A 15,646-nucleotide genomic window follows, 5' to 3' on the forward strand; every position below is an offset into this window, starting at 1 on the left:
CATGAAGGCACTTCATTTTGGAGCAGGAAATATTGGCAGAGGGTTTATCGGATCTTTGTTAAAAGCATCAGGCTTTGAGCTCGTTTTTACCGATGTAAATGAAGCGGTGATCAACGAGCTGAATGAAAAAGGAGAATACACGGTTGAACTCGCAGCACCAGGGCAGCAGCAAGAAGTGGTTGGTCCTGTGTCAGCCATCAATTCCGCAAAAGATCCAGCCGCATTAACAGAGGCAATTGCAACAGCTGATCTCATTACAACAGCTGTTGGACCAGCTGTTTTGAACATCATTGCTTCATCGATTGCTGAAGGTTTAAAACAGAAAAAATCTGATCATATCATCAACATTGTGGCATGTGAAAATATGATTGGCGGCAGCTCTCATTTAAAGGAAGCCGTTTTCTCTCATTTAACAGCTGATGAACAAGAAGCGCTGTCACACACAGTTGGTTTTCCAAACGCTGCGGTTGACCGCATTGTCCCCATTCAGCACCATGAGGACATTTTGAAAGTATCAGTCGAGCCATTTTTCGAGTGGGTCATTGATGAGACAGGCTTTATTGGAGACGTTCCTCAGATCGATGGAGCGATCTTTGTACAAGATTTGACGCCTTATATTGAGCGTAAGCTCTTTACTGTCAACACAGGACATGCACTAGCTGCTTATGTCGGGTATGAGAAAGGCGTGCAAACGATTAAAGAAGCTGTCGATACACAAGAGATTCGTCAAGTGGTCGAAGGTGCACTTCACGAAACGGGCAGTTATTTAATCGACACATATGGTTTTCAAAAAGAAGAACATGATGCGTATATCCAAAAAATCATCAAACGATTTGAAAATGCCTTTATCTCTGATGAAGTCACACGCGTCGCACGTTCCCCGCTTAGAAAGCTTGGAGCAAATGACCGTTTAATCGGTCCAGCGAAAAAAATCAGACAGCCACAGTATTTAATTAAAGGCATTGTGGCAGCTTTGGCTTACGACTTTACTGAAGACGAAGAAGCTGTTCGTCTGCAGGCATTACGAAAAGAAAAAGGCATTGAAGGTGTGCTGGAAGAGGTATGTGGACTCTCGCCAGCAGACGATCTTTATCAAGCCATTCTTAAAGAAACAGCCCATTAATCAGAAAATCCCTTTCCAACGTGAGAAAGGGATTTTTTCTATGACTTTTTTAATACTTTTCCCTGCTTGACGATATATAAAGTAAGGGGGAATTTGTACATGAAAAAGAAAGCGTTTGCGTCAAGGAGTGTCTTTTTTCAATTAATGTCTGCCATTATCGTGATCACGATTTTAACGGGTGGACTTGTTGGAACAACGGGGTATTTGTTAGCGAAACATGTATTAATTGATGCAGGGAAAGCAGATTTAAAGCACATCGTCAGCGGAGCGATGGCCACACTTGAACAGTTGAATGACCGTGTGGAGAAAAAAGAACTGACGCTTGAGCAGGCGCAAGAACAAGCCCGGCTTTACTTGAGCGGACCCAAAAATGAAAACGGGAAGGGATACCAATCTCAAAAATCAGATTTTATCTATAAAAATAAAGGCTATCTGATCGCTTATGGCACTGACTATTCTACCCAGGTTCATCCGGTCAACGACATTGGCGTCATTCCAGATAACACGACCAATCGTGAAAAAATGGTCGCTGGCGCTAATGCAAAAGGTGAGGATGCACACTATGTGACCTATATGGATAAGGACGATGCAACCGGCGAAGAAAAAGAAAAGCTCGCCTATATGAGCCAGTTTACGCCGTGGAATTGGAGTGTAGGTATCGCTGTCTTCCAGGACGAATTTTATAAAGAATTAGAGCAGATGAAGCTCTATATTATTCTCATTACAGCAGGTGTCGCCCTTCTGAGTCTAGGCGTCTTTTATTTAGCTGCTCGAGGAAAAGTCAGACTGCTGAAGCAAGTCACTGCTGCTTCAAAGGAAATTGCGGCGGGGAATATTGAACGCACGAACTTAAAGGAAACAACGGATGAAATCGGCCAGCTGGCAAAAGGCTTTAACCATATGTCAGGAGAACTCAGAACACTGGTGAGCGGTTTACAGGAAACGAGCAGTCAGCTTGTTGAATCAGCGACAGATTTATCGGCGATCTCTGAAGAAACCTCAGCCAGCAGTGAAGAAATTGGACGAGCCATCGGAGACATTTCGACTGGAACACTTCATCAAGCATCCGATCTTGAAGTAGCCAATCAACAAATGACCCAGTTTAATCAATCTATTGAGAATGTCAAAGAACAGAGTGATCAAATTAAACGGATTTCCGACCAATCAAGTCAATCATCACAGCAGGGTCAGCAAATCGTACAGCAATTAAAACAATCGAATGAACAATCGATTCAGGCATCTCAAGGCATTAGAGCAGGAATCGAGCAGTTAACTACAAAAGTACAGGATATTTCTCAAATCACAGATACGATTGAAAGCATTTCAAATGAGACGAATTTACTGGCGCTGAATGCAAGTATTGAGGCAGCACGTGCAGGAGAGCATGGCAAAGGCTTCTCAGTTGTGGCGAGTGAAGTGCGGAATTTAGCTGAACAGACAAAACAATCAGCCGTTCAAATTCAGCAAATGATCCAAGGCATTAAAGAAGAAACGACGGCAACAGCCGGCATCATGTCGAGCACAATGGATCGTTTTGCCGAGCTGGATGAAGCGGTGCATGCAACAGAACATGAGTTCAATGCCATCTCTACATTGATTTCACAAACCATCGTTGAAACAAACGCGATGGCAAAAGAGCTGAATACACTGCTGGAGCAAAACGACCTCATCACTAAAGCCATGCACGGCGCAGCACATGTTTCTCAAGAAAATGCTGCGGCGATCGAAGAAATCACTGCATCCACAGACGAACAAGTGACAGCCATCTCTAATGTGGCTAAAGCAGCAGAAAGGCTCAATGAACTAAGCATGCGATTGAATCAGGACATTGCACGTTATCGTCTATAAATCATTTTGACGATGTATCACTTGTCAGGTACGATGAAGTTAATCAAAACCTTGCTCACGCAAACAAAAGGAGTGTTCCGGTCATGAAAAAGAAGATATTGATGTTCTTACCTTGTGGCTATGGATACTCATTTTGGTTTTATTTTTCACTAATACAAAAAGCTATCCATAATAAAGGATAGCTTTTTTAAGGATACGAATATAAATCGCTTATGGAAATATATTAAATAAATTTCCCTTGACTTGGTGTTCACTCCAAGTAGTAATCTGTGTTTACTATCGGAAACACAGAAAGGAAGAATAAAATGAACGAACAAAATAAAGTGGTATTGATTACAGGAGCCAACTCTGGGATTGGATTGGAACTGACGAAAAAGATTCTATCTCAAGGATGGGAAGTAATTGCTGTAATTCGTTCTGACTTTCCAAATGATCAACCGATAATTATTGATGCTCTTAAAAAGAAGCTATTAAGAGTATATAAAGCTGATTTAGCCGAATTCTCCAGCCTTAGAAACGTACTTAGCCAGATTAAGAAAAGCGAGACCAAAATTGACTTGATTTTTAACAATGCAGGAGTCAGTTTTGCTGAATACAAATATTCCAAACAAGGGCGTGAAATTCATTTTGAAATTAATACATTAGTGCCTTATATCGTTACAATGGAACTTAAAGAACTGTTACTACATGGGCAGGAGAAAACGATCATCAATACGTCTTCCAATTCTTTATTATTTTTGAAGCAATTTGACTTAAATACAGTAATCGATCCTAAGACAATTCCATTTAAAAAGATTATAGGTCCATATGCGAACAGTAAATTAGCCCTTTCCCTGTGGACGAATGGAATTGCTTCGAAGCTATTGACCGAGGGAATAAAAATTCGCAGTGTCTGCCCAGGGCCAAACAGGACGAAGTTGACCAAAGGAAAAAGAATGCCCAGTTATATTCTTCCCATAAGGAACCTTATTTTTTCTCCTCCAAGCAAAGGGGCATCTCGCTTATATGAAGCTGCTTTCAATTTCAACAACGAAATTACCGGGATTTTTGTAAACAAGGGCAAAGAAACTGCATCAAATTCTCTGGTTATGAGGCACAAGTACTTAATCAACTGATTGATATTTACCAAAACGAGTTTCTCGTTTAGATTTTAATTAATCTATCTGTAAACAAAATTAGTAGGTGATGATTTGAATGCTTATTCTATCAAGCAAGCTTCCAAGAAAACCGGATTAACTGAAGATGCGATCCGCTATTATGAAAAAATCGGATTGCTTCCTTATGCAAAAAGAAAACGAAATGGACATCGAATATACGATGAAGAAGACATAGAGCTAATGGAACTAATCATTTGTCTGAAAAAAACAGGAATGTCATTAAATGAAATGAAAAATATTTTACAATATCCTGTAAAATATAAACCTAGTTCTGTTCCCGAATTAAAAAGAACCCTTTTAGAATATAAAGAAAAAGTGATGAATCAAATACACGATCTTCAACGTATTGTGGAGTTTATTGATTCTAAGCTAGAAAACGATGAGACCCTTTTTCGGCCTCAAAAAAATAAAGGTAACAAAAACGCTTAGTGTATGACTGGTATTTTACCTGTAGTTTAGGTATGAAGCTATCCTTATGGGCTATTACTTAATATTTTGTTTAAATCAATAAGATGCTTCAATATAAGAGTATTTTAGTGTAAATTAGCACTTAAATGAAATGAAAAATAGAGCTCCTAAAGTGATCGACTGGGACCATCTATACCCTCAGTGGGATACGATCTTCAAAACAGCTTACCCATCAATGACGGTTGCTTATGTATCAGCTTTAGGATGGCCTGAGCTGAAAATTGAAATTGAACTATGGTGTGCGGATATATGATTCAAAAAAAGAACAGTGGAAACTGTTCTTTTTTACTTGAGCCGCTTTGTAATCCACCCAGCAAAGAATGTAAAGACGGTATAGACGATGACCCAAATGAGAAAGGATTCATTCCCGTCAATATAAGTGAACATGAAGATCATGCTCGCTAACAGCACAATTAAAGTGGGCATCCAAACATTCTTCAAAAAGAGCGTGCCCAAAATGCCAATCAGCACAGAGAGAATAGGAAAGCCAAATACAATGAATAGAATAAAAACAGCCATATTGCGAACTCCTTTTAACAAGTGTTTACATCAAAACATAAAAGACTGACGCAGCCATGTGTGGAAGTGCAAAAATGATTACAAGAAAAGCCGTATCAAGACGCCACATGCGGTGTTCTTTTGTTTCAGAATGATAGGCTGTTCGTGTCTCTTCTCCACTTGTCCAAGCACCCATTAGCACCCCAGACATCACGACTCCAATAATTGAGATGCCGCCACTGACAAACCCAATCCATTCAAGGTGCTGCAACAGGATAGCGGCGCTGCAAATCACAATCATTGAGCAAACACCGGCGAAAAAAGCATGTTTTTTTCTCATTCTGGTTCACTCCCTTCAAAGACAATTAGGAGACCGCATCACATATTTCAATGAAATGACCATCAGGATCAGACACATAAGCGACTGTTTGACCCCATGGTTTTTTGGCAGGTTCTTTGATGATCGAAACCCCTTTTTTCTTCATTGATGCAATCGTTTGCTCCACATCATCCACAACAAAGCCAATCTCAAACGTGTGAGACGCTTGATTTGCTTCAGGGACAGGCAATCCGAGTGCTTCTTTGACATCCTGGCGTGAATTAATCGATAACGTCACGTCTCCAGTGTCAAACTCAACATAGGATTCAACCCTCAATTTTATTGGGAAACCAAGTACATGCTGATAGAAATGAATACTCGCCTCCACATCGTTTACATATAAAATGGTATATTTCATTTTCATGTGAAAAACTCCTCTCTTCATATACGTGTCAAAAACGGAAAGGTTTCCCACTCATTGTACCATATAGGATATAAGGTGTATTTCATGCCAAAAAAATCAAAATATTTAGCTCAATAGTCTTGAAAAACAAAAAGTGGTGACATATGATAAAAATGTAAAATTAGAAAAAATAGGGGGATCTTACATGTTGAAAAAAATCATGGTGGCTGTCTTGTCTTTAGGACTTTTACTAAGTTTTACACAAGTCGACACCCACACAGCAGATGCAAAAACGGTCAAGTCTTACAAAAACTGCAAAGCGCTGAACAAAGTGTATAAAGGCGGCGTAGCAAAAAGTAAAAACACGAAAAACAAAGGCGGAAAAACAAAATACAAGCCTTATGTATCTAAAGCACTTTATCAAAAAAATAAGCACCTTGACCGCGATAAAGACGGCATTGCGTGTGAACGCTAAGCACATGTGAAAAAGACCTGTCACAAGGTCTTTTTTCTATGGGATCAAACTCGTCCCTTTGTGCCTTCTTCCTCTTTATATTAAAATAAAGATAGTTTCAAAAATCGATACAAAGTGGGGTACTCAATTTGTCAACACAAGCTCATAAGAAAGACATCCGATTGATTGCCATTGATATGGATGGCACGCTGTTAAACAGTGAGCACATCATTCCAGAGGAAAATAAACAAGCCATTAAAGAGGCTGAAGCAAAAGGGGTCCATGTGGTCATTAGCACAGGGCGGACACTGATGACATGCCGAGAGCTGGTTGAGCCGCTCAAGTTATCGTCTTACCTTGTGACAGCAAACGGAAGTGAAATCTGGGATTCAAACTTCCAGCTGATCGAACGGGATCTGCTGCATCCTGATCATGTCCAAATGATGTGGGATTTAAAAAATAGGTACGAAACCGATTACTGGGCTTCAACTGTGGATAAGGTGTGGAGAGGTGAATTTCCTGAACGAATTCATGACCATGAATGGCTGAAATTTGGCTTTGATATTCATGATGATGACGTTCGTGAGGAAGTACTCAATACATTGAAAACAAATAAGCACCTAGAGATCACAAACTCAAGTCCAACGAATATTGAAGTCAATGCAGCCGGCATTAACAAAGCGGCAGCTCTTGCAAAAGTAGCAGAACGCATTGGCTGTACGATGGACAACGTCATGTCACTTGGCGACAGCCTCAATGATATGGCCATGATTCAAGAAGCCGGGTTAGGCATTGCGATGGGAAATGCCCAGGAAGTGGTGAAAGAGGCCGCTGATTGGATTACGGCTCCTAACACAGAACACGGTGTGGCAAAAGCCATCCAACATTGGGTGCTGTCTAAATAAGGTGCATTTCATGACAGAAAAAGTGAGAGGATTTTGCCTCTCGCTTTTTTTGTTTTCTCCTAGTTCGATTGTTATATTTTCTGACAATTTCATGTGCAGTCTATCCAAAGTTGGTATAATCAATATAAATTCGAATATTCGGACTTTATATTCCGTATTTCGGAACAACAAGGAGGGATTCTATGTATCAAGTGGATATCAACTGTGATTTGGGAGAAAGCTTTGGTCAATACACAATCGGTGCAGACGAACAAATCTTAGAATATGTCACCTCAGCCAACATTGCTTGCGGTTTTCATGCAGGAGATCCAACGGTTATGAGAAAGACGGTCAGAATGGCATTGGATAAAGGGGTCAAAATTGGTGCACATCCTGGTTTGCAAGATTTGGCCGGCTTTGGCAGACGTCCAATGGCTATCTCCGCAGAGGAAGCCTATGATCTTGTCATCTATCAAATTGGCGCTCTATCAGCCTTTCTCAAGGCCGAGGGTGGTACGATGCAGCATGTCAAACCACACGGCGCCCTCTACAACATGGCGGCTGAAAATACTGAATTATCTGAATCGATTGCGAAGGCTGTGTATGATGTGGACCCAAACCTTGTGTTATTTGGTCTGTCAGGCAGTGAACTTGCGTTAGAAGGTGAACGAATAGGTTTGCAAGTGGCACATGAAGTGTTTTCTGATCGGACGTATCAAACAGACGGGACGCTGACATCGCGCCGCGAACAACATGCACTCATTGAAGAGGATGAACGGGCCGTTCAGCAGGTTGTTCGTATGGTGAGAGAAGGCAGGGTTCGTACAGTTCAAGGAGAAGATATCGAGCTCAAAGCAGATACGGTCTGCATTCACGGAGACGGCAGCCATGCGCTTCAATTTGCGAAGACCATTACAGCGAAGCTAAAAGAAGCCGGGATTCATCTCAAGGCCTTTCAATAAAAATCGTCATCAAAGGGGGAAACAGCATGAAAACAGAGAAAGTCAAACAAATGAAGGCACCAAAGGGGAATCGGTCTATGCTGATGGGCGCTGCCTTTTTAATGGCGACGTCCGCGATCGGACCGGGATTTTTAACACAAACAACCGTCTTCACACAGCAGCTTGCGGCTAGCTTTGGGTTTGTCATTTTGATCTCAATTTTATTAGATATTTTTGCACAAACAAATGTATGGCGCATCATTGCCGTTTCAGAAAAACGAGGTCAGGATATAGCGAATATGGTGCTCCCGGGTCTCGGCTATGTGCTGGCCTTTTTGATTGTCATTGGAGGACTTGCCTTTAACATCGGAAATATCGCTGGAGCTGGTCTCGGTTTCCAGGTAATCTTCGGAGTCGATCCGCGAATCGGCGCAGGGATCAGTGCTGTGATTGCCATTCTCATCTTTGTGATCAAAGAGGCTGGGAAAGCGATGGACCGTTTCACACAGGCAGCTGGTTTTGTCATGATTGGCCTGATGCTGTATGTGGCGATTTCAACAGCGCCGCCAGTTGGAGAAGCGGCCGTGAGAACATTTGTCCCAGAGACGATTGATATTTTATCCATTGTGACACTTGTGGGCGGAACGGTAGGCGGCTATATCGTCTTTGCTGGCGGGCATCGCTTGCTGGATGCAGGTATTAAGGGGAAGGAAGCACTGCCGCAAGTGACGAAAAGCTCTATTTTCGGTGTGTTAATTACATCTGTCATGCGTGTAGCACTTTTTCTTGCCACATTAGGAGTTGTCTCAAAAGGCTTGCAGATAGATCCATCCAACCCGCCTGCCTCTGTTTTTCAATTAGCTTCAGGAAATATCGGATATAAAATGTTCGGGATTATTATGTGGGCTGCGGCGATTACATCCGTCATTGGAGCAGCATACACATCTGTTTCCTTTTTTAAAACCTTCTCACCAAAAATTGAGCAAAACCAGCGTGGTATCATCATTGGCTTTATTGCCCTCTCGACCATTTGTTTTATTACGATCGGAAGACCAGTGAACATCTTGATATTAGTTGGAGCAATCAATGCATTGATTTTGCCGCTCGCCCTTGGCACATTACTCGTTGCGGCGTATAAGAAAGACATTGTCGGAGATTATCGTCATCCATTCTTTTTGACAGTGACTGGTGCATTTGTTGTGGTCATTATGGCGATGATGGGCGGCTATACCATCATTAATGAAATCCCGAAACTATGGAGCTGATTCAGATGAATACTTATCAAACATATGAGCCATCACAGATGAGAGAATTGATTCGCGAAAAAAAGATCACAGGACCAACGGCTGGCTTTGCAGAAGGGTTTGCTCAAGCCAATTTAATGATTGTCAAAAAGGAACTTGCCTTTGATTTTCTTTTATTTTGCCAGCGGAATCCGGCTGCATGTCCCTTGCTTGATGTACTGGACCCAGGTGATCCAGTGCCAAGACGGTCGGCGCCTCAAGCGGATATTCGTACGGACTTTCCTAAGTACCGTATTTACCGAAAAGGGATTCTTGAAGAAGAGGTGACAGATATCACGGCTTATTGGGAGGATGATATGGTTGCCTTTCTCATTGGATGCAGTTTTACGTTTGAGCACGCGCTTATGCTGAATGACATTCCTGTCCGCCATATTGAAGACGGTCATAACGTTCCCATGTATCAAACGAATATAGCTTGTGAAAAAGCAGGAGTCTTTCATGGCCCGATGGTGGTCAGCATGAGACCCATTCCGGCGCATCAAGTCACAAGAAGTGTTCAAGTGACATCTCGATTTCCATCAGTCCATGGCGGACCGATCCATATAGGGGACCCAGCGGTGATTGGCATTTCCGATGTGAATCATCCTGACTTTGGAGAGCCATCTGTGATCAAAGAAGGAGAAGTCCCGGTGTTTTGGGCATGTGGTGTGACGCCGCAAGCGATTGTCATGCATACAAAACCCGACATTGCGATCACTCATGCACCCGGGCATATGTTCATCACAGATCGAAGAGATCAAAAGCTCGGTGTACTGTAGAAAGAGAGGTGTCCTCAAGTGGCTTTTTCAACGATAAAAGATTCCATCACCTATCACCCGCTGGGAGATGCAGCGATCGTCATCCAAGCAGGAGCTGACATACGTGAGGAGATTCATGCACGTGTTGAGCAGCTGTTTGCATGTATTGAACAGCACCCATTTGAAGGGTATGTAGAAGCAGTTCAAGCCTTTACAAACGTGACTGTTTTTTACGAGCCTTATACCGTACATCAATCGGCCCAGCTGCAAACACAAGATCTGTCTCCGTATGAATGGGTCAAAGGCTATATTGAACAACTTCTTGAAGACAAATGGCAGGAGGGAGTTCAGGTAAAGCGCCGCACCGTTGACATTCCAGTCTGTTACGGGGGAGCGCTGGGCCCTGATTTAGAAGAGGTTGCCCGTATCAATGGTTTAACGCCAGAAGAAGTCGTGCGTATTCACACTGCCGGCACGTACCTTGTCTATATGATTGGATTTGCCCCAGGGTTTCCGTTTTTAGGCGGGCTGTCTGAAAAGATCGCGGCACCACGCAGAGAAACACCAAGGATGTCCATTCCAAAAGGCTCTGTTGGTATTGCAGGAAAGCAGACAGGTGTTTATCCAATTTCCACACCCGGGGGCTGGCAGCTCATTGGACAAACCCCGCTGCCGCTTTTTCGCCCAGACGAGGAAATTCCGAGTCTATTGAAAGCAGGGGACGAGGTCAGATTTGTCCAAATGTCTGAAAAGGAATTTTTCAGCATGAAGGAGGCAGAACGTTGAGTATTCATGTCATCAAGCCAGGAATCTACACAACCATTCAAGATAAAGGGCGGCAAGGCTATCAAAAGTATGGTGTCTTAACGAGCGGCGGCATGGACCCGCTCTCACTTAGAATCGCCAACATTCTCACTGGCAACCAAGAAAACGAAGCAGTGCTGGAAGTGACGTTGATGGGGCCGGGGCCTGTGCTCACATGTGAGAGGGATCAGCTCATTGCAGTCACTGGTGCTGATGTAGAGATTGATATTGATGGGGAGCGGGCACCATTATGGAAGCCGCTCTTTGTTCGATCAGGAAGTACGATCACCTTTGGTCTTTGTAAGAGAGGCTGCCGCGTTTATCTTGCTGTGGCAGGTGGATTTGATGTGGAACCAGTCATGCAGAGCAAAAGCACCTATGTCAGAGCAGGGATCGGTGGACTGAAAGGACGACCGCTTGAAAAAGGCGACGTTCTGCCTGTTGGAGAGCCGTCTCTCGTAGCGGATCATTTGTTTGATAGGCTGAAAAATAAAGTGAAACAGGCGGGATACGGCGCACCCGATTGGACAGTGAGTCATGATCATTTTTTACCGCTGCGGAAATCACCAGTGATTCGTGTGCTGGCAGGCAGGCATCTTTCTCATTTTCAAGAAACATCTCAAACCGCGTTTTTTGAGCAGCCTTATCAGGTCACACCCCAATCAGATCGCATGGGCTGCCGGCTAAAGGGAGAGCCGGTTCATTTAAAAGAAAAGCTGGAATTGATCTCAGAAGCTGTCGCCTTTGGATCTATTCAAATTCCACCCGATGGCCAGCCGATTATTCTGCTGGCAGATCGGCAGACGACAGGCGGATACCCGCGTATTGGAGAAGTAGCGACTGTTGATTTGCCGCTTATTGCACAGGCGATGCCTGGGGCAAAGCTGTATTTTGAACAAATAGATCATCGGGATGCAGAGCAGGCGTTATTTAAGCAAGAAGCAGAACTGAGGGAGCTGGCCGCAAGAATCAAGCTGGAAGCATTCTCGTTTAGAAAAGGTGAAGAAGATGCAAAACACAAATAAAACGGTTGTGAAATCAATGGAGATTTTGCGGCTGTTTATCGCTCACGATCAATTAACATTAAATGAAATGATCGAGCTTTCCGGTATGCCGAAAACATCTGTCCATCGCATGGCGAGCTCTTTAGCCGATATGGGACTGTTAGAAAAGCAAGAAACAGGTGTTTATCGATTAGGCTTAATGTTCCTTGAATACGGTCAGCTTGTGGCGGACCGCCTTGATATTCGAAGGATTGCAAGACCATTTATGGAAAGCTTACGCGATGAAGTAGGAGAGGCTGTACAGCTCATTGTTCGTGAGGGCGACGAAGCCATTTACGTGGAAAAGATTGAAGGTACGCAGCCTGTTCGTCTCTACACCGCCGTTGGCAGACGGTCTCCCCTATATGCGGGTGCCTGTGCGAGAAGTATTCTCTCCTTTTTGCCAGAGAGCGAGAGACTTGCCTATATTGACTCAATTGAGCTGGGGAAGATCGGAATTGGGACCATCACAGATAAAGAGGTTTTAAGAAACATGCTGGAAGAATCAAATGCGAGGGGATATACGCTAAGCTATTCTGAGCTTGAAAACTATACAGCTGCGATTGGAGCTCCTATTTTCAATCATCTGGGGGAAGTGGCAGCAGGTATTAGCATTGCAGGATTTGAAGCAGGATATCAAAAAGAACGCTTACCTTACTTAATTAAACAGGTGAAAAAAGCCGCCAGTGATATTTCGAGAGAATTAGGCTTTTCTGAACAAATAAAAAGCCAATGACCGTAAAGATCATTGGCTTTTTGTGTGCAGTTATTAGAAAGTTTTTCCTAAAGCTTTCGCACGTTCGATTGCATCTGCTTTAATTTGCTCTGCTTTTGCAGGCTCAGCATTGTGACCTTCAACGATAAGACCTTCGAAAGAAGGAATTCCGAAGAAGTTAGCGATTGTACCAAGGTAACGGTGACCTGCTTCAAGTTCAGCAGCAGGACCCTCAGAGTAGTATCCGCCACGTGCTTGGATGTGAAGAGCTTTTTTGTCTGTTAATAATCCAACAGGACCTTGCTCAGTGTATTTGAATGTTTTACCAGCTACAGCAACAGAGTCGATGTATGCTTTAAGAACTGGTGGGAATGAGAAGTTCCAAAGTGGTGAAACAAATACATATTTGTCAGCAGAAACGAATTGATCACTTAATTCGTTTAGACGAGCAACTTTCGCTTGCTCTTCAGCTGAAAGTGTATCGAAACCAGCGCCAGATTGAAGTTTGCCCCAGCCAGCGAATACATCTGCATCAATGTGAGGGATGTTTTCTTTGTACAAATCGATATGTACAACCTCGTCACTTGGATTTGCTTCCTTATAAGATTCGATAAATGCCTTAGCAGTAGCCATACTGTAAGAAACTGTTTCATCATGCGGATGTGCAGTGATGTATAAAACTTTTGCCATGTTCATTCAATCCTTTCTGTTTCGGTTATTTTTTTAGCGTATCCCAAAGGTACACTGAATATGTGGCATCTTTAATCATATTGGAATGCTATGAAAAAGATGTAACAAGCACAGTTACATGAAAACTGATATTTTCATTGTAATCACTATGTAGTTTGAAGTCAAGGTAAAAAGTCTCGAAATCAAGATAAAAAGTTTGTAAATTTTTCTGGAACGCGTAAACACGCAGTTTTCAGCGCAAAAAACCTACTCTTATTGAACAAAAAATTGATCGATATCGCAAGTAAAGAGTTTGTAAAGGCGCTGCATCTCAAAAAAAGATGGATGCCCCTAAGTCATCTGCTACAAGCATCTGTTCTCCGGTTTCGTATATATAAGAGAAGGCAGGAGAGAGTGAGGGATAAGAGTGGGACGATCCTATGTTGCGATTGGAGATTCCTTAACAGTTGGGGTGGGGGCACGTTTATTTGGCGGAGGATTTGTTCAGCGGTTTTGGTGGATGCTTGAAAAAAAGACGCATGTACCTGTTGAGTTGTCCGTATTTGCAAAATCAGGGTTAACGACTGAGCAGATTTTACAGCTCTTCAAACGGTCAGAGGTGAGACGTTCGATTGCGGCAGCTGACATCATCACCATCACAGGCTGTGGGAATGACCTTGTTCAAGCTGTTCAGCAGTATGAAGAAGGTGAAGATGAAAAGAAACTGCTGCAAGCGGTCACGCATTGCCAGGCGAATTTTAGCAAGATGATTCAAGAAATCGCTCAGATCAAAAGAGGGCAGCATCAGCCCTACTACGTGTATTTCATGAATTTATATAATCCATTTCCGCAAATACCAATAGCCGGGCGTTGGCTTCAGCAATATAATCAACAGCTTCGTTTGCTTGCTGCGAATCCGCATGTAGAAGTTGTGGATGTGTACCGGGCGTTTGAAGGACATGAAAGAGCCTACTTATCGATTGATCAATTTCACCCGAATCCTAAGGGTTATGAAGCGATGGCAGAAGCATTGTTTAAGGAATACTGTAAACAGCTGTAATCCGGTGGGATTGCAGTTTTTTTCATCCTTTTCAATAAATGACGGTTTCGATATGATAAAAGAAACGAAGGCGAAAGAGGTGTGCAGGCATGGAGGAAATCAGTGCGTTTTTTCAAAAGATGACAGGAACGGCTTATGAAGTAGGAAAACAGCAGGCTGTCTGGCTTAAGGAGAACCCGCTGCTAAAGACACAATATATTCGGACAGAACCGGTAACACAACAGGCTGTGAAAGAAACGAAGCAGCTGATCCGTCCCTTTCTTCCTCAATTAGATGAAGAGTTTGCTGGTTTTTGTGATGAAATGCAATTAGATGAGCGTTATTTGACCTTTTTCTATTCATCTCATCTTCAGCCAGGCTGTTCCCACTGTGTGAGGCAGGGGAATATGGCGGCAGGTCAACAAACGGTCATGCTTCGTAACTATGATTTCTCCCCGATTTTTGATGATATGCGTCTTGTGACGACACATGTAAAAGGCTCGGCATATCATACAGGCTCGTCGCTGCTCTTGTTTGGCAGATCTGATGGGATGAATGAGTATGGTCTTGCTGTGACTTTCTCTGCTTGCGGTCCGCCGGTTGGCAATGAACCCGGTTTAAAACCCCCAGCAGTGGCTGGTTTGCAGGTGTATCATGTGATTCGCTCTGTTCTGGAATCCTGTCAAACGATCGAGGAAGCCATTCGCTCTATCCAGGAAATGCCCGTTGCCTCAAATGTTCATATCATGCTTGCCGATCGAAAAGGAGAGGCGGCTGTGATTGAAATCATTGATGGTCAAAAAAGGGTGAGAAGACCGGAGAGAGGTTATATTGCGGCAACAAATCATCCGGTAGCTGATCAAACAGCAAAAGGGATGACCAAACATCATTCTGTGGTCAGATACGATATGTTAATGGAAGCGTTAAAAGAACAACGATCAAGTGATTCTCTTGTGAAACTGTTCCAGACAGAATATCCTGATGGTCTGGCTGTGCACAATTATGAGGAGCTGTTTGGAACGATGCGAACCGTCATGTTCCATCCGGAAGAAGGCACAATCGATTATTGCTTTGGCTCTCCAGTATACAATCCGACTTATTCTTTAAAAGCGGGGGGTTCACTGCCTTTTCAAGAACAAAAGGTTCAATTTCATCAAAAGGATTATGGACCGTCATTTTGGAGAAGTGTCTGATGATCCCTTGTTTATATTTGTCACAGCCGCTGTGCCAAATTCAGATC

At 43.0% G+C, this 15,646-nt stretch carries 19 protein-coding genes; 15 read left to right on the forward strand and 4 right to left on the reverse strand.

Going from position 1 to position 15,646, the window contains the following annotated elements:
* Position 1 precedes the first annotated feature (1 nt).
* The 5 genes from MHH61_RS11160 (at position 2) to MHH61_RS11180 (ending at position 4,849) form a co-directional block, all read left to right on the forward strand.
* Complete coding sequence (locus MHH61_RS11160; RefSeq protein ID WP_125587529.1) at positions 2-1,123, forward strand: mannitol-1-phosphate 5-dehydrogenase; 1,122 nt, start codon at positions 2-4, stop codon at positions 1,121-1,123.
* A 99-nt stretch (positions 1,124-1,222) separates the two neighbouring features.
* Positions 1,223-2,971 (forward strand): methyl-accepting chemotaxis protein, encoded by a 1,749-nt coding sequence (locus MHH61_RS11165; protein WP_125587528.1) that lies wholly within the window; start codon positions 1,223-1,225, stop codon positions 2,969-2,971.
* Positions 2,972-3,276: 305 nt separating this feature from the next.
* A complete protein-coding gene (locus MHH61_RS11170; RefSeq protein WP_335374398.1) occupies positions 3,277-4,086 on the forward strand; it encodes an SDR family NAD(P)-dependent oxidoreductase in 810 nt (269 codons plus the stop codon).
* Positions 4,087-4,161: 75 nt separating this feature from the next.
* Entirely contained in the window at positions 4,162-4,557 is a 396-nt protein-coding gene (locus MHH61_RS11175) for a MerR family transcriptional regulator (protein WP_125587527.1), read from the forward strand.
* A gap of 130 nt (positions 4,558-4,687) precedes the next feature.
* On the forward strand, positions 4,688-4,849 hold the full coding sequence (locus MHH61_RS11180; protein ID WP_234107578.1) for a hypothetical protein: 162 nt from the start codon (positions 4,688-4,690) through the stop codon (positions 4,847-4,849).
* Between the two features lie 32 nt (positions 4,850-4,881).
* On the opposite strand, the gene MHH61_RS11185 is transcribed toward MHH61_RS11180, so the two are convergent.
* From MHH61_RS11185 to MHH61_RS11195, 3 genes are read right to left on the reverse strand one after another with little or no spacing between them, the layout of a single operon-like run.
* Positions 4,882-5,115, reverse strand: coding sequence for a DUF2651 family protein (locus MHH61_RS11185; RefSeq protein ID WP_024425548.1), 234 nt, complete (start codon positions 5,113-5,115; stop codon positions 4,882-4,884).
* A 25-nt stretch (positions 5,116-5,140) separates the two neighbouring features.
* Positions 5,141-5,434 (reverse strand): DUF5316 family protein, encoded by a 294-nt coding sequence (locus MHH61_RS11190; RefSeq protein ID WP_025093625.1) that lies wholly within the window; start codon positions 5,432-5,434, stop codon positions 5,141-5,143.
* Positions 5,435-5,459: 25 nt separating this feature from the next.
* Positions 5,460-5,837: a VOC family protein gene (locus tag MHH61_RS11195; RefSeq protein WP_034622913.1), complete on the reverse strand. Its 378-nt coding sequence runs from the start codon at positions 5,835-5,837 to the stop codon at positions 5,460-5,462.
* Positions 5,838-6,021: 184 nt separating this feature from the next.
* On the opposite strand from MHH61_RS11195, the gene MHH61_RS11200 reads away from it, so the two are divergent.
* The 8 genes from MHH61_RS11200 (at position 6,022) to MHH61_RS11235 (ending at position 12,719) form a co-directional block, all read left to right on the forward strand.
* Complete coding sequence (locus tag MHH61_RS11200) at positions 6,022-6,291, forward strand: excalibur calcium-binding domain-containing protein (protein ID WP_080652949.1); 270 nt, start codon at positions 6,022-6,024, stop codon at positions 6,289-6,291.
* Between the two features lie 176 nt (positions 6,292-6,467).
* Positions 6,468-7,175: a Cof-type HAD-IIB family hydrolase gene (locus tag MHH61_RS11205; protein WP_044335092.1), complete on the forward strand. Its 708-nt coding sequence runs from the start codon at positions 6,468-6,470 to the stop codon at positions 7,173-7,175.
* Positions 7,176-7,357: 182 nt separating this feature from the next.
* On the forward strand, positions 7,358-8,116 hold the full coding sequence (gene pxpA, locus MHH61_RS11210) for a LamB/YcsF family protein (RefSeq protein ID WP_125587526.1): 759 nt from the start codon (positions 7,358-7,360) through the stop codon (positions 8,114-8,116).
* A gap of 26 nt (positions 8,117-8,142) precedes the next feature.
* A complete protein-coding gene (locus tag MHH61_RS11215; RefSeq protein WP_025093622.1) occupies positions 8,143-9,360 on the forward strand; it encodes an NRAMP family divalent metal transporter in 1,218 nt (405 codons plus the stop codon).
* A gap of 5 nt (positions 9,361-9,365) precedes the next feature.
* A complete protein-coding gene (locus MHH61_RS11220) occupies positions 9,366-10,157 on the forward strand; it encodes a putative hydro-lyase (protein ID WP_125587525.1) in 792 nt (263 codons plus the stop codon).
* 18 nt (positions 10,158-10,175) lie between these two features.
* Positions 10,176-10,922, forward strand: coding sequence for a 5-oxoprolinase subunit PxpB (gene pxpB / locus MHH61_RS11225; protein WP_125587524.1), 747 nt, complete (start codon positions 10,176-10,178; stop codon positions 10,920-10,922).
* The gene (locus tag MHH61_RS11230) at positions 10,919-11,965 is read left to right on the forward strand and encodes a biotin-dependent carboxyltransferase family protein (protein WP_125587523.1); all 1,047 of its coding nucleotides are present in this window, start codon (positions 10,919-10,921) and stop codon (positions 11,963-11,965) included. The genes pxpB and MHH61_RS11230 overlap by 4 nt, the downstream gene beginning before the upstream one ends.
* Positions 11,949-12,719 (forward strand): IclR family transcriptional regulator, encoded by a 771-nt coding sequence (locus MHH61_RS11235; protein WP_024427337.1) that lies wholly within the window; start codon positions 11,949-11,951, stop codon positions 12,717-12,719. Before MHH61_RS11230 ends, MHH61_RS11235 begins: the two co-directional genes overlap by 17 nt.
* Before the next feature lie 33 nt (positions 12,720-12,752).
* Here MHH61_RS11235 and MHH61_RS11240 read toward each other — a convergent pair whose 3' ends face one another.
* Positions 12,753-13,388, reverse strand: a complete 636-nt coding sequence (locus MHH61_RS11240) for an FMN-dependent NADH-azoreductase (protein ID WP_024425558.1) — start codon at positions 13,386-13,388, stop codon at positions 12,753-12,755.
* Positions 13,389-13,794: 406 nt separating this feature from the next.
* Between MHH61_RS11240 and MHH61_RS11245 the strand changes: the two genes are divergently transcribed.
* Both MHH61_RS11245 and MHH61_RS11250 read left to right on the forward strand, forming a co-directional pair.
* A complete protein-coding gene (locus MHH61_RS11245) occupies positions 13,795-14,427 on the forward strand; it encodes a GDSL-type esterase/lipase family protein (protein ID WP_125587522.1) in 633 nt (210 codons plus the stop codon).
* 89 nt (positions 14,428-14,516) lie between these two features.
* On the forward strand, positions 14,517-15,599 hold the full coding sequence (locus MHH61_RS11250) for a C45 family peptidase (protein WP_125587521.1): 1,083 nt from the start codon (positions 14,517-14,519) through the stop codon (positions 15,597-15,599).
* Positions 15,600-15,646 lie beyond the last annotated feature (47 nt).

The organism is Bacillus sp. FSL K6-3154 (assembly GCF_040869395.1).
GTDB lineage: Bacteria > Bacillota > Bacilli > Bacillales > Bacillaceae > Bacillus > Bacillus safensis.